The organism is Dactylosporangium sp. NPDC000244, assembly GCF_040300725.1.
In the GTDB taxonomy this organism is placed as follows: Bacteria; Actinomycetota; Actinomycetes; order Mycobacteriales; family Micromonosporaceae; genus Dactylosporangium.
This window is the reverse complement of the sequence record NZ_JBEPEH010000004.1, coordinates 333,253-346,009: the sequence shown is the minus strand read 5'-3', so window position 1 is coordinate 346,009 and position 12,757 is coordinate 333,253. Positions and strand designations below refer to the sequence as shown.

Below are 12,757 nucleotides of genomic sequence, written 5' to 3'. Positions count from 1 at the left end.
ACCGCCCCTCGCACATCGGCCCGCGACCCTCGTCCCGTCCGCCGATCCGTCTGAGCCCGGGACTCCTGCTCGCACGGTGAGGCTCGCGTTCTCGGGACGTCGCCGGCTTCCGGGCGGTGCGGCCTGCGCCCTCGGAGCCGTCGGCCGGCTTCCGGGACTATGCGGCCCGCGTTCTCGGAGCCGTCGGCCGGCTTCCGGGCGGACCTTGTTCGTCCGGTGTCGTCGAACCCGTGACGTGCCTGGTTGGCGCCCGCCGAAAATCTCTCTACACTGTAGAGAGATTTTTTCGACACGGGAGGTTGCCAGTGCGGGTGAGTTCGTCTGCGGTGTCGTTCAACGTCGCCGATCCGGTCGCGTCCGGCGCGTTTCTGCAGGAGCACTTGGGGTTTTCCGAGGCGATGTCGGCCGACGGGTTCGTGTCGCTGACGCGCGAGGACGTCGGGATGCACGTCATCTTCCTGCGCTGCGGGCTGGCCACGCTGCCGGAGGATCAGCGGGACGTGCACACGGCCGGCGTCATCCTCGCGTTCGTCGTTGACGATCTCGAGGGGGAATTGGGGCGGCTCGAGCGGGCGGGGGTCGCGATCACGATGCCGCTCACCGAGGAGGAGTGGGGTGAGCGGGCGTTCCAGGTGCGTGATCCCAATGGGGTCATCGTGCAGCTCGTCGACTGGAACGGCACGCAGGGCGGCTGATCGACCGAGAGAGGGTGCCGTCGTCGCGGCGGCGGCACCGACCCGGCGTGTGGGGCCGGGCCCGCATTCCGGGCCGTGAACGTTCCCAGGCGTTCCGCCGGGTCGCATTCGGGCCGGTGGCGCGCCCGGGGGCCGGGGCGAGCGGCACCGTAGCGGCGGCCGGGTGTCTCACCGGGCCGGGGAGCGTGTCCGGGGCGCCGCTGCAACGGCCGGGCGTCTGCCGGAGTCGGGGCCGGGCCGTCCGTCGTCATCGCGGTGGAGGACGTGAGGCGGGGTCGAAAGCGCGGGCGCCGTCGGCAAGGTGGCTGGGTGCCTCGCGAGGCCGAGCGGCGGGTTAGCCGTCGAGGTGGCTGAGGGTCTCGCGGGGCTGGGTGGCGGGCTCGCCGGCGAGGCGGCTGGGAGACCGCGGCGAGAGTTCGCCGGCGTGGGGGCTGGGAGGCCGCGGGGAGAGTTCGCCGGCGTGGGGGCTGGGAGACCTGCGGGCCGCTCGCGAGTGCCGGCCGTCTTAGTGGCGGCGGCACTCGCTGGCGGCCCGTTGTCAAAGCGGGGGCACTCGGCCGTCGTGTGTCAGTGGTTCACCTTCCACACCCAGACGTCGACGATGTGTTTGCCGGTGCCGAAGAGCTGGTCGGCGGTCTGGCGTACGGCCTCGCTGTTGTTGTGCTGGTCCGGCACCACGATGTAGTCCGCCTGCCAGAACGACAGGTCGACCTTCACCTGGGCCAGCTGGTCCGGGGTGATCTGGGGCACCGTCCCGTCGTTGGCCGCGTCGTTCATGATCTGCATGGTCGGGCGCGTCGGGGCGCTGAATGTGGCGGCCTTCTTCGGGTCGTCCGGGTTCGGGATGAGGAAGTAGCCGCCCGCGATGCGGAAGTCCAGACCCGCCGCGGTGCTCCAGCGCATCGCGTCCAGGCCCTCGAACCAGCCCAGGGGCGCGGCCACGACGACCGAGTTCTCCGGGATCTCGGCGCGCCAGGCGTCCGTGCTGAAGAAGGCGGGGATCGGGGAGCGCGGGGAGGCGGGCTGGGGCGTGGGGATGAGCGGTACGAGGGCGATGAGCAGGGCCACCGCCCACAGCCACCGGGCCGCCGGGGTCGTGTCCTCGAACTCGGGGCGAATGTCTGTTTTTACACCCACTGCGCCATCCGACTTTTCCGGCGCCGCGGAGGCGACGAGGACGCCGCGGCGGGTGGGGCGTTCGCCCGTCGCGGCCGAGCCGTCGTCGGGCTCGGGGGCGCCGCCGGTGCCGTGCGGGGCGTCGGCGGCGGTGTCCGCCGCGTCGTCGTGCGGGCCGTCGGCGTCGTGGACCCCGACCACCCCGGCCGCCGTGAGCGGGCCGCCGGCGGGCAGCGGGCCGCCGGCGGGCGTGCCGTCCGGCGCGGGTGATTCGTCGTGGGCGGCATCACCGTCGGCGTCGTGAGGCTTGACGGGCTCCCGGACGCCGACGATGAAGCGGTCGACCAGCATCGCGAGGATCACCCCCAGCAGCGGGGCGATCGCCAGGCCGAGCCGCGTCGGCACCACGGAGTCGAACAACGGCAGCTCGTGGACCCACTTCCAGGGCCCGTGCCAGGAGGTCTCCCGGCCGTTGTACTTGATCACCGTCCCCAGCGACAGCACCGCGAACACCAGCGCCGTGGCGAACAGCGCCCGGGCGGCCCGCTGCCGCCACAGTGCCACGGTCGCGGCGAGCGTCAGGCCCAGCAGCGGCAGGCCGAGGAAGGTGTTCTCCTCCGTCGCGCCGCCCATTTTCTCGATCACCCCGAGATCGTCCGGCGCGAGAATGGAACGGCGGCTGAATGCCTGGAACGAGCCCAGGTCGCTGGAGAAGCCGTGGACGAAATCGGGCAGGCCGCGATAGGCCTGCGGGCCGAAGAACTGGTGGTAGAGCGGCACGGCCAGCAGCACGCCGGCGGCCACGGCGCCGACCAGCACGGCCGGCAGCGCGGCCCGGATCGCCGGGAGGTAGTCGCGCGGGTGCAGGTACACCAGCAGGAACACCGCCATCGCGACCGCGGTGAGGAAGAGGACCTCCTCGTTGATGAAGCACTGGTAGAGCACCACGGCGCCCAGCACCAGGCCCCGGCGCAGCACCGGGCCGGGCTCGCGCAGGCGCAGCACGTTCCACACGATGAACGGGATCAGGAACTGCCCGGCGATGTTCGGGTGCCCGGTGCTCTGCGAGATCATCGAGGGGGCGAACCCGCAGAAGAGTCCGCCGACCCACGCGGCGGCGCGGGAGGTGACAACATGGCGGGAAAGAATGAAATACCAAGCGGCCGCGGTGCCGGCGAGAGCGATGGTGTCGATGAGCACGAACGTGACGCCTGCGCCGAACAGTAACGTGATCGGAGCTAAGGGTAATGCGAGTCCGAGAACGGAGGTGTTCGCCATCAGATTGACGCCCACCGGTGCATTCAACTGATCAGTGAAGAACGGATTGTCACCGTGCGTGAAGAACCGTGCCGCATGCGTCAGCACCCACTCGAAGAAGATCTGATCCTGGGTGTTGTCGGCGAACATCCGGCCCTGTGGATCGGCCCACAGATGCTGGAGCACCAGCACGGCGCACACGACATATGTGAGCAGCGCAACGGCCGCGGCCCGGACCTCGCGGGTCTTCTCCCCGAATTTCACGGTGACACCATAGTTGCCGCCCGAAGTGCGCCGCAGGGGCTGGCGGGGGACTATCAACGCCGATACACTACGCCAGTTCTGGCAGACATGATCAGTATTCACGTAGGGGTGCAGAGTGCCGAATCCGGACGCGGCAATCCTCGGAGACCAGGCCATCCAGTCGGAGGTGCTCGAAGGCCTGGCGATGGCGGTGAACCACCGCAAGTGGTTCGTGGCGTTCGCGACGCCATACCTCGGTGACCATCCGATCGAGGTCTCGGCCGGTCTCGGTGACTACGCCGCGGAGTGGCTCGAGCACACCGGGAAGATGACCCTGACCGAGGCGGAGCACAGCCGCATCGTCGCACTCAAGGAGCGCTTCGCCGACCACGCGGGCGTCAGCGTGCGCGAGCTGCTGCTGCCCAGTGACGTGAGCGCGGACCACAGCGCCGCGATCTCATACAACGTGCTCGAGCACATCGACGACGACATCGGCGGCCTGCGCACCATGCGCTCGCTGGTCCGCCCCGGCGGCTACGTGATCAACGTGGTCCCGGCGTTCCCGTTCGCCATGGGGCCGGCCGACATCGCCACCGGCCACGTGCGGCGCTACACCAAGAAGACGATGCGGGCGGCCATGCACGAGGCCGACCTCGAGATCGTCAAGCTGCACTACGCCAACTCGCTCGGCCTGATCGGGTACTACGTGTCGACGTGCCTGCTCAAGCAGATGCCCGGCCCCGGCCCGATGGTCAAGTTCTACGACACCACGGTCGCCCCGATGACCCGGTTCATGGAGCGCGCCTTCCGGCCGCCCTTCGGCCAGTCGGTCATCGCGATCGGCCGTCGCCCGCTGCAGGGCTGACCCGGCGCTTCACCGTCGCCCCAGGGCCCACGGGCCCTGGGGCGATTTGCGTCTGCCGGTACCGTCGGGCCCGTGCCCACCCGCCTCCGCCGCCTGGTGCTGCCGGCGTCCTGCGCCGGCGTCGGGGCGCTCGCGTGGTGGCTCGGCGCGGCCGAGGGCTACCCGATCGTCCGCTGGGCCGGGGTAGCAGTTGTGGCGCTGTCGGTCCTCGCCGCGGCGTACGCGCTCGCCGAGGACCGGCTGCCGGGCGCCCACGGGGCCGGGATCACCGCGGCCGACCGGCGACCGCTCGCCGCCACCCGCGCCGAGCTCGCGGCCCGGCTCGGCTGGGAGGTGCGCAACAGCGACCCCGGCCTGCTGGACTGGGCCCGCGACGGGCTGCTCACCGACGGCGCCGAACGCCGGGCCAACCACGTGCTGACCGGGGTGCTCCGGGGGTTGCGGTTCGCGGTGTTCGAGTACGTGCGCCGCCGCCCCGGCGACGACGGCCTCGTCGGCACCACGGTCTGGATGGTGCTCCTGCCCTCGGCGCTGCCCTCGTTCGAGCTCCGGCGCGCCCGGCCCGGTGCCGAGTGGTCCGTGCGAGCCGCCGATCCGGCGGTCGTACGGCCCGTGCTGACCGCCCCCGTTCTGGCCCGGCTGCGAGCGGGCGGCCTGCTGCACCTGCAGGCGGAGGGCCCGACGCTGATCACGCACCGGCCCGGGTTCGCCTCGGGCGGCGCCGCCCAGTCCATCGTGGTCCGCGAGACCGAGTCCCTCCTGGCCGCCGCCGAGGCGCTCCTGCCGCGGTGACAAGCGCCGCGAGCCCGTCACGACCCCGCGCGGGACGACGGCGTGACAAGCGCCGCGAGCCCGTCACGACCCCGCGCGGGAGGACGGCGCCCAGCCCAGGGCCGGGCCCAGCCGGGTCGCGATGTCGGTCAGGATCTGCACGTAGTCGGCGTGCTCGAAGGTGAACGGCAGCGCGAAGGCGACCTCGTCGATCTCGCGGAAGGCCGCGTGCGCGTAGAGGCGCTCGGCGATCTCCTGCGCCGGGCCGACCAGGTCCGGGGCGAACATCAGCCGCGCCGGACCCTGCGGCGTGGCCGTGCGCGGGGTGCGCTTGGCGGCGTACTCGGCGTACTTCTCCCGCTGTGCCGGCGTCGCGCTGTCGGTCGGGATGACGACGAGGCCCTGCGACACGCGCGCCGCGGCGCCGTCCGGGTGCGCCGCGCGGAACGCCCGCACGTGGGCGAGCTGGACGGCGGCGAAGTCCGGGGCGGGGTCCCCGGCATCCTCGGCCTTCACGACGCTGCTCGTGAGCAGGTTCATGCCGTGCTCGCCGGCCCACTGCGCCGAGCGGAGACTGCCGCCGCCGTACCACATCCGCGACCGCAGCCCCGGCGAGTGCGGCTCCACGCGCCGGGAGAAGACCTCGAATCCCTCGGTGCCCTCGAAGTCGCTGGCCGCCTCGCCGGCGACGAACGACAGGAGGCGCTCGACCCGCGCGTACGTGAAGTCCTCGGCGTCGGCGGTGTCCGGATACAGCGCCGCGCGGACCCGGTCGTAGTGCATCGGCGGCCCGACGCTGAGCCCCGGGTTGAGCCGCCCGCCGCTGAGCAGGTCGACGGTCGCCAGGTCCTCGGCCAGGCGCAGCGGGTTCTCCCAGCCCAGCGGCATCACCGCGGTGCCCAGCTCGATCCGGGCGGTGCGCTGCGACGCCGCCGCGATCACGGTCAGCGGCGAGCTGATCCCGTGCTGCAGGTGCCGGTGGCGCAGCCAGGCGCTGTCGAAGCCGAGCCGCTCGCCGAGCGCGATGACCTCGAGCGTGGACTCGTGCCCGGCCGCCGGATCGTCCGGGTCGAACAGGCCGATGGTGAGAAAACCCAGCTTGCGCAGGGGCTGATCGGGTGCGGGCATGCGCGTGCTCCTCGAGTGTTTCATGTGGACGGTGCCGGGGGTATGGATCGACCAGTCCGAACCCCCCAACCCCGGAGGCTGTCGTGTCGGCTCAGGCCGTGCTCTACCTCATCGCCATTGTCCTGCTCGTCGTCGCCGCGCTGCCCGTTCCCGTGCGGGGCGTGAACCTCGCCTGCCTGGCGGGCGCCTGCGCGCTGCTGGCCTTCGCCTGGCCGACGATCACGGCGTGAGCCGGGCGGCGCCCGGCCGCCCCGCCAGGCGGCCGCGGCGCCACCCGCGCCGGCGGGCGAACGCGTTCGGGGCATCGACCCACCCGCGCAGTACCACGTGCCGGTCCCCAGGTCGGAGCCGATCAGGCGATGTCATATGACCGACTTGCCGATCATGTCCCCGGCGAGCAACAGGTACAAAAGGCAGGTAGGCCGGTTGCTCTCGAATAGGGGTTTGTCGCCGATGGCTGGCATGGTGCCGTTCACGAACAACTACTCGGACCACTCGACCCGCGAGGGGTACCAGTTCGAGTTCAACTGCATGCGGTGCGGAAACGGGTACTCCTCCTCGTTCCAGCACTCCGTCACCGGCTTCGGCGGGCGTCTGCTGCGCATCGGCGGCGACCTGCTCGGCGGTGACATCGGCAACAAGGCCTCCCAGATCGGCTGGGATGCGCAGTGGATGCGCGACGGCGTGCGCGGCTCGACCCGCGACAAGGCCCTGGCCAAGGCCGCCGAGGAGATGCAGGTCCACTTCACTCAGTGCCACCGCTGCGGCCAGTGGGTGTGCCAGCAGGTCTGCTGGAACCACGAGCGCGGCTTGTGCACGAGCTGCGCCCCGCGCCTCGACCAGGAGATCGCCGGCATGCAGGCGGCCGCCCAGGTCAACCAGCTGCACGAGCAGATCAACCAGGTCAACTGGACCCAGGGCGTCAACTACCGCGACCAGGCCGTGGGCCGGTGCCCCTCGTGCATGAACGAGACCGGCGGCGGCAAGTTCTGCCAGCACTGCGGCACCCCGCTGGCGGCGGCCCCGGCTCAGCAGAAGAAGTTCTGCGGCAACTGCGGCACGCCGGCGAGCCCGGGCGCGATGTTCTGCGCCGAATGCGGCCAATCGACGGCCTGACGTGCACTATCGCCTCATCGCCGACGGCGGTGCCCTGCTCGACGAGGGCGGCGGCACCGCCGAGATGGCCGGCGGCGCGCTGGTCGTGACCCCCGAGCAGGGTGCCGTCCTGCGGGTCGCACCCGGGGACGTGGCCGAGATCCAGGAGCCGCAGCCGTACGTCGTGCTGCTCGTCCTCGCCGACGGCGCCCGGCTCGAGCTGAGCCGCCTCGGCGTGATGCGCACCCAGCTGCTCGCGGAGCTGTCCGAGGCGCGGGTCGCCGACACCGAGCAGGTGCTGCTCCTCGACGGCGTCGGCTCGGCCGAGGCGTTCCCCGGGTGGGCCGACGGCTCCCCGGCCGAGCTGCGGCTCTACGACGACGCGCTCGTGATCGTCCCCGACGCCGGGCTCGCCGAGAAGCTTCCGTACGCGTTCATCAAGGGCGTGACGACCGACAGCAGCGGGTACACCATCGGCATCGACGTCCCGGGGCGCCCCCCGATCGCCGTCGGCCGGCTCGCCCGCCGCACCAGCGAGTTCCTCGACCTGCTGCGCGCCCGCACCGCCGCCGCGTCCGGGCGCACCAGCCACTTCCTCGCCGCCCTGCTGCCCGGCCTCGGCCCGGTCGCGCTGCGCTCGGTCGCGGCGCTGCTGCGCGACGGGCTCGCCGCCCCGCGCGAGGGCCTCGAGGCGGTCGAGGCCGGCGTGTTCCCCGCCCTGATCAACGCGGCCACCCGGCCCGAGCGGGTCGCGGGCGCCCAGCACCTGCTCGGCCTGGGGCGGGTGTGGCTGGGGTTCAAGCAGACGGTGTCCGTGCAGCGGGAGGGCTCCGGCGCCGGCCCGTGGCGCGACTCCGCCCGGCCGCCGGTCCTCGACCACGACGGGCGGGCGGGCTACTTCGGCTCCGGCCTGCCGGGGATGCTCGCCGCGGGCCTAGTATCGGGCGCGGGATCGGGCTTCGACGGCCCGTTCGACGCCTACGGCCCCGGGCTCGCCTACGGCATGCTCGGCACCATGGGCGGCTTCCAGAGCGGCAACTCCGCCGGCCCCCACCTGCCCCGGTCGGTCTTCCCGCACGAGTCCGTCACCCCGGCGCACACCGACCACGCGGCGCTCACGGACGCGGCCGACCCCGCGGTGCTCGCGTTCCTGCTGGTCCTGACCCCGTCCGGGCACCTGGTCCACGAGGTGCTCAACGCGGCCGACCACGCCACCTACGTGTTCACCTGCCGCGACGCCGACCAGGCGGCCCAGCTCAACCGGGCCCTGGACCTGCTCGGCTTCCGCGTCGAGGGGATCTACGCCGACGCGACCTCGGCCGCCTCGCAGTATCGCAAGACCGCCCAGCGCCTGCCGGCCCTGCGGGTCCTGCGGGAGCGCTTCGCCGGCCGCGTGATCCACACCGACGGCTGGACCGAACAGCTGAAACTGGCGATTTCACGGATCCCGGGCCCCGCCTGACCTGGACACACTGACGCGCATCGAAGTATCCCCTCGTCAACCGGGAGACAACGGTGCGAAACACCTCCGCCATCCGGCTCGCGCTGCGCGTCGGGCTGCTCCTCACCCTCATGGGCTCGGCCGTCGCCGCGGTCGCGTCCCCGGCCCTCGCGGACGAGATCGGCCAGGCGCCGACCGCGTCCAACATCACCGGCAACGGTAGCTTCGCCACCACCTCGGCGAGCATCCCCAGCACGGTCAGCGGCTTCGGCGGCGGCCGCGTGTACTACCCGACCGCCGCCGGGCAGTACCCGGTGATCGCCATCTCGCCCGGGTTCACCGCCACCTGGTCCAGCCTCGCCTGGATCGGCCCCCGCCTGTCCTCGTGGGGCTTCGTGGTGGTCGGCATCGAGACCAACTCGATCTACGACCAGCCGGCCAGCCGCGGCAGCCAGCTCCTCGCCGCGCTCAACTGGGCGGTCGGCTCGTCGCCGACCGCGGTGCGCTCCCACGTCGACGGCAGCCGCCGCGGCGTGGCCGGGCACTCCATGGGCGGCGGCGGCACCCTCGAGGCGCTCGCCGCCGACACGACGGGCCTGGTCAAGGCCGGCGTTCCGCTCGCGCCCTGGAACACCGACAAGACCTGGAGCACGGTGAGCGAGCCGGTGCTCATCGTCGGCGGCCAGTCGGACACGGTCGCCCCGCCGTCGAGCCACGCCATCCCGTTCTACAACACCCTGGCCGGTCCCAAGACGTACGTCGAGCTGACGGGCGCCAGCCACTTCTTCCCGCAGACCACCAACCCGACCGTGTCGCGGGCGATGGTCTCCTGGTTCAAGCGGTGGGTCAGCCAGGACTCGCGCTTCACCCCGTTCACCTGCGGGTTCACGGGCACGGCGGTGTCGAGCTTCCGCAGCAACGCCTGTTAAGGCACGTGCAGCGGATGGTCCCGCGCCTCGCGCACCTCGCCGATGCGCGGGAACATCCGCCGCAGTCGCGGCAGCCGCCGGGCCACCTCGCGGGGATCGTCGAAGTCCCACGACGGCCCGGCCGGTGCCGCTCCCGCGGGCGGCGCCGACCGCGGCCACTCGGCCTCGTCCCAGTCGCGGGTCTCCCGCCCTGCGAGGCGCCGGATCTCGGGCACCTCGGCCAGCGTGTCCGGCTCGGCGAGGACCCGCGCGGCGGTGGCCGGGTCCAGGGTGCTCACGAGCCAGTGCCGGAAGGCCCGGAAGTCCTCGCCCGAGCAGCGTCCGTCCATGATCTGGTAGGCCGCGCCCCAGAGGTCGGCCGTGGCGTCGTCCACGGGCGCGGAGCCTAGGGCGCGCGGGTGTCCGGGACCTCGACGGTGGTCGTGATCCGGGCCAACGACGGGTGGCGCGGCGTCGAGGCGAACCCGAAGCGCACCGGCGGCTCCACGTCGGTCAGCGGCCCGAGATCGCGCCCGTCCCACGTGGCGGTGGCGGCGGCGACGGGGTGGAGGTCCCGCACGCCGTACCATTCCCGCCGCCCGTTGCCCGCGCTGCCATATGTGCGCACGCCCCGCAGTGCCGGGCGCGCCGGCAGGTCCACGAGGCGCACCCAGCGCGGGCGTCGCGCCAGTCTCGCCGGTACCGCGCGCAGCAGCCATCCCAGCCCGCCGCGACGGCCCACGGTGAAGTCCAGCCGCAGCGGCCCCGCCCCGACGTGCCAGGCCCGCCCGGCGCTCACCTGCATGGCCTCGACCCGCACCTCGTCGAAGGCGTAGGTGGCGGCCACGAACGCGGCCAGCTCCGCGGTCTGGGCCAGCAGCACCCGGTGGCCGCCGGGGTGCTCCACCATCACGTCGCTGACCGGCCCGAACGGCGAGCGCGGCCAGTGCCCGAGCACGAGCCGCGTCCCGCTGCCGGTCCCGATCCCGGCGATCCACCCGTCGAAGCGCATGCGCACGCGATCCTCATACCCCGCGGGCACCGTGGATCTCTAGAGCTCCGCGAGGGCCGCGCGGATCCGCTCCGCGGCGTCGTCCAGCGCCGCCGGGTCCGGGTTCTGGTCGGCCCGGGCGAAGTCGAAGTCGTCCATGCCCCACGTCGGGAAGACGTGGATGTGCAGGTGGGGCACCTCGAACCCGGCCACGACGAGCCCGGCGCGCGGGGCGTCCCAGGCGCGCTGGACGGCCCGGCCGATGGTCTGCGCGACCGCGGCGCACTTCGCGAACAGGTCCGGGTCGGCGGAGGTCCACTGGTCGACCTCCCGGCGCGGGACGACCAGCGTGTGGCCGGGCCGCAGCGGCGCGATGCTGAGGAACGCGGCGACGTCGTCGTCCTGCCACACGAATCGGCCGGGAAACTCACCGGCGAGGATCTTCGAGAAGACGCTGCTCATGAACCCCCACCCTACTGGCCGCGCGCGGGCGGGGCGCCCTCGTCACCGGCGGCGGGCCAGTTCCACCGTCAGGACCCGGCGCAGGGCCGCGACGACCTCCGCGGGCGGGAAGCGGGTCAGGGCCCGCGTCTCGGCCCGGCGCAGCGCCGTGCCCAGGGTGGCCGGCTCGGCCCCGCGGGCCACGGCGATCAGCCAGGCCTCCAGCAGGGTCGGGTCGGCCGGGAGCTCCGGGTCGGCCGGCGGTGGCGGGGCGGGCGCCGGCTCCGTCGGCAGGGGCGCGCCGGCCGAGGCGTACCGGGCCGGGGGCACGCCCACGCGGTACGGGTGCACGCACGTCGGGGTGCCCGTGGCCGCGTGCACCCGGAAGCCGAGCGCCGCGTCGTAGGGGATGCCCGGGCCGGGGCGCTCGGCCACGTCGAAGGAGCCGAGCGGCAGCGACTGGCCGGGGCAGGCCACGCAGGTCGCGTCCCGCAGCTCGTCCTCGCTCGGCAGGGGCATCGGGCCCAGGGTACCGTCCGCGCCATGAGTATCGGACGGGCCCGGCAGGGCGTGGTGTACCGGCAGGGCTCGCTCGGGCGGCGGCCCGCGGTGCCGACCGACGCCGCCGAGCTGGAGCGGGCGGCGCGGCGGCGGATGTCCCGGCGGGCCTGGGCCTACGTGGCCGGGGGCGCCGGCGAGGGCGCGACGATGCGGCACAACCGGGCCGCGTTCGAGCGCTGGCGGGTCCAGCCGCGGATGCTGCACGGCGTCACCGAGCGCGACCTGCGCACCGAGGTCTGCGGCACGCCCCTGGCCGCGCCGCTGCTGCTCGCGCCCGTCGGGGCGGGGGCGCTGGTGCGGCGCGACTCCGACGTGCTCATCGCGCGCGGGGCAGCGGCGGCCGGGGTCCCGTACGTCTTCTCCAACCAGGGCTGCAGCCCGATGGAGCGCACCGCGGAGGCGATGGGTGAGACGCCGTTCTGGTACCAGCTCTACTGGTCCACCGACGAGCGGCTCGTCGACTCCCTGATCGGGCGGGCCGAGGCGTGCGGGGCCCGGGCGCTCGTCGTCACCCTCGACACCACCATGCTCGGCTGGCGGCCGCAGGACCTCAACCTCGGCTCGCTGCCGTTCGCGCGGGGGCAGGGCATCGCGCAGTACACCTCGGATCCCCGGTTCATGGAGATCGTCCGGGAGCGGGGCCGGGCTCCGGCGGCCAAGGCTCAGGTCACCCTCGGCGCGCTGCGCACGCTGCTGTCGATCGCCCGCGAGCACCCCGGCAGCACGTGGGCCAACCTGCGGGCCCGGGAGCCGCGCGCGGCCGTCGAGACGTTCCTCGACATCTACTCCAACCCGGGGCTGAGCTGGGACCACCTGGCGACGCTGCGCGGCCGGACCCGGCTGCCGATCCTGCTCAAGGGCATCCTGGACCCCGCCGACGCCCGGCGCGCCCTGGACGCCGGCGTCGACGGGATCATCGTGTCCAACCACGGCGGCCGCCAGGTCGACCACGCCGTGGCCGCCCTCGACGCCCTGGTCGCGATCCGCTCCGCCGTCGGCGCCGGGCCCACGCTGCTCTTCGACAGCGGCATCCGTACCGGCGCGGACGTGTTCCTCGCCCTGGCCCTCGGCGCCGACGCGTGCCTGCTCGGCCGCCCGCACCTGTACGGCCTCGCGCTCGCCGGCGCCGACGGCGTCCGCCAGGTGATCGAGAACGTGCTCGCGGAGCTGGACCTGACGATGGCCCTCGCCGGCGTGGCGAACCTCGCGGGGCTGACCCCGGACGTGCTGCGACCCGCGCCCTGA

Annotated in this window: 14 protein-coding genes; 8 read left to right on the top strand and 6 right to left on the bottom strand. The window is 73.4% G+C overall.

Translation table 11 applies throughout. The features are described from left to right. Window positions 1-305 precede the first annotated feature (305 nt). Window positions 306-695 (top strand): VOC family protein, encoded by a 390-nt coding sequence (locus ABT369_RS08205; RefSeq protein WP_350611006.1) that lies wholly within the window; start codon window positions 306-308, stop codon window positions 693-695. 567 nt (window positions 696-1,262) lie between these two features. On the opposite strand, the gene ABT369_RS08200 is transcribed toward ABT369_RS08205, so the two are convergent. Further along, a complete protein-coding gene (locus ABT369_RS08200; RefSeq protein ID WP_350611005.1) occupies window positions 1,263-3,332 on the bottom strand; it encodes a DUF6311 domain-containing protein in 2,070 nt (689 codons plus the stop codon). Between the two features lie 184 nt (window positions 3,333-3,516). Here ABT369_RS08200 and ABT369_RS08195 point away from each other — a divergent pair, with 184 nt between their 5' ends. Continuing rightward, entirely contained in the window at window positions 3,517-4,176 is a 660-nt protein-coding gene (locus tag ABT369_RS08195) for a methyltransferase (protein ID WP_350611066.1), read from the top strand. A gap of 72 nt (window positions 4,177-4,248) precedes the next feature. Then, window positions 4,249-4,968: a hypothetical protein gene (locus ABT369_RS08190; RefSeq protein ID WP_350611004.1), complete on the top strand. Its 720-nt coding sequence runs from the start codon at window positions 4,249-4,251 to the stop codon at window positions 4,966-4,968. A gap of 63 nt (window positions 4,969-5,031) precedes the next feature. Here the strand turns inward: ABT369_RS08190 and ABT369_RS08185 are convergent, their stop codons facing one another. Next, window positions 5,032-6,075, bottom strand: coding sequence for an LLM class flavin-dependent oxidoreductase (locus ABT369_RS08185; protein ID WP_350611003.1), 1,044 nt, complete (start codon window positions 6,073-6,075; stop codon window positions 5,032-5,034). Window positions 6,076-6,158: 83 nt separating this feature from the next. On the opposite strand from ABT369_RS08185, the gene ABT369_RS08180 reads away from it, so the two are divergent. From ABT369_RS08180 to ABT369_RS08165, 4 genes are all read left to right on the top strand, one after another. Continuing rightward, on the top strand, window positions 6,159-6,305 hold the full coding sequence (locus tag ABT369_RS08180) for a hypothetical protein (RefSeq protein ID WP_350611002.1): 147 nt from the start codon (window positions 6,159-6,161) through the stop codon (window positions 6,303-6,305). A 223-nt stretch (window positions 6,306-6,528) separates the two neighbouring features. After that, a complete protein-coding gene (locus tag ABT369_RS08175; protein WP_350611001.1) occupies window positions 6,529-7,191 on the top strand; it encodes a zinc ribbon domain-containing protein in 663 nt (220 codons plus the stop codon). Between the two features lies 1 nt (window position 7,192). Beyond that, a complete protein-coding gene (locus tag ABT369_RS08170; RefSeq protein WP_350611000.1) occupies window positions 7,193-8,632 on the top strand; it encodes a hypothetical protein in 1,440 nt (479 codons plus the stop codon). A 53-nt stretch (window positions 8,633-8,685) separates the two neighbouring features. Continuing rightward, entirely contained in the window at window positions 8,686-9,540 is an 855-nt protein-coding gene (locus ABT369_RS08165) for an alpha/beta hydrolase family protein (protein ID WP_350610999.1), read from the top strand. Here the strand turns inward: ABT369_RS08165 and ABT369_RS08160 are convergent. From ABT369_RS08160 to ABT369_RS08145, 4 genes are read right to left on the bottom strand one after another with little or no spacing between them, the layout of a single operon-like run. After that, window positions 9,537-9,914, bottom strand: a complete 378-nt coding sequence (locus ABT369_RS08160; RefSeq protein WP_350610998.1) for a DUF4240 domain-containing protein — start codon at window positions 9,912-9,914, stop codon at window positions 9,537-9,539. The two genes, ABT369_RS08165 and ABT369_RS08160, sit on opposite strands and share 4 nt — an antisense overlap. 11 nt (window positions 9,915-9,925) lie before the next feature. Continuing rightward, entirely contained in the window at window positions 9,926-10,537 is a 612-nt protein-coding gene (locus tag ABT369_RS08155; RefSeq protein WP_350610997.1) for a hypothetical protein, read from the bottom strand. Window positions 10,538-10,570: 33 nt separating this feature from the next. After that, window positions 10,571-10,972: an HIT family protein gene (locus ABT369_RS08150; RefSeq protein ID WP_350610996.1), complete on the bottom strand. Its 402-nt coding sequence runs from the start codon at window positions 10,970-10,972 to the stop codon at window positions 10,571-10,573. Between the two features lie 42 nt (window positions 10,973-11,014). Next, on the bottom strand, window positions 11,015-11,470 hold the full coding sequence (locus tag ABT369_RS08145) for a hypothetical protein (RefSeq protein WP_350610995.1): 456 nt from the start codon (window positions 11,468-11,470) through the stop codon (window positions 11,015-11,017). A 24-nt stretch (window positions 11,471-11,494) separates the two neighbouring features. On the opposite strand from ABT369_RS08145, the gene ABT369_RS08140 reads away from it, so the two are divergent. Then, window positions 11,495-12,757: an alpha-hydroxy-acid oxidizing protein gene (locus ABT369_RS08140; protein ID WP_350610994.1), complete on the top strand. Its 1,263-nt coding sequence runs from the start codon at window positions 11,495-11,497 to the stop codon at window positions 12,755-12,757.

Excerpts from the sequence above, each read along its gene's own strand:
- ABT369_RS08185 (WP_350611003.1), bottom strand. The coding sequence starts at position 6,075 with ATGCCCGCACCCGATCAGCCCCTGCGCAAGCTGGGTTTTCTCACCATC.
- ABT369_RS08175 (WP_350611001.1), top strand. The coding sequence starts at position 6,529 with ATGGCTGGCATGGTGCCGTTCACGAACAACTACTCGGACCACTCGACC.
- ABT369_RS08150 (WP_350610996.1), bottom strand. The coding sequence starts at position 10,972 with ATGAGCAGCGTCTTCTCGAAGATCCTCGCCGGTGAGTTTCCCGGCCGA.
- ABT369_RS08140 (WP_350610994.1), top strand. The coding sequence starts at position 11,495 with ATGAGTATCGGACGGGCCCGGCAGGGCGTGGTGTACCGGCAGGGCTCG.
- ABT369_RS08145 (WP_350610995.1), bottom strand. The coding sequence starts at position 11,470 with ATGCCCCTGCCGAGCGAGGACGAGCTGCGGGACGCGACCTGCGTGGCC.
- ABT369_RS08195 (WP_350611066.1), top strand. The coding sequence starts at position 3,517 with ATGGCGGTGAACCACCGCAAGTGGTTCGTGGCGTTCGCGACGCCATAC.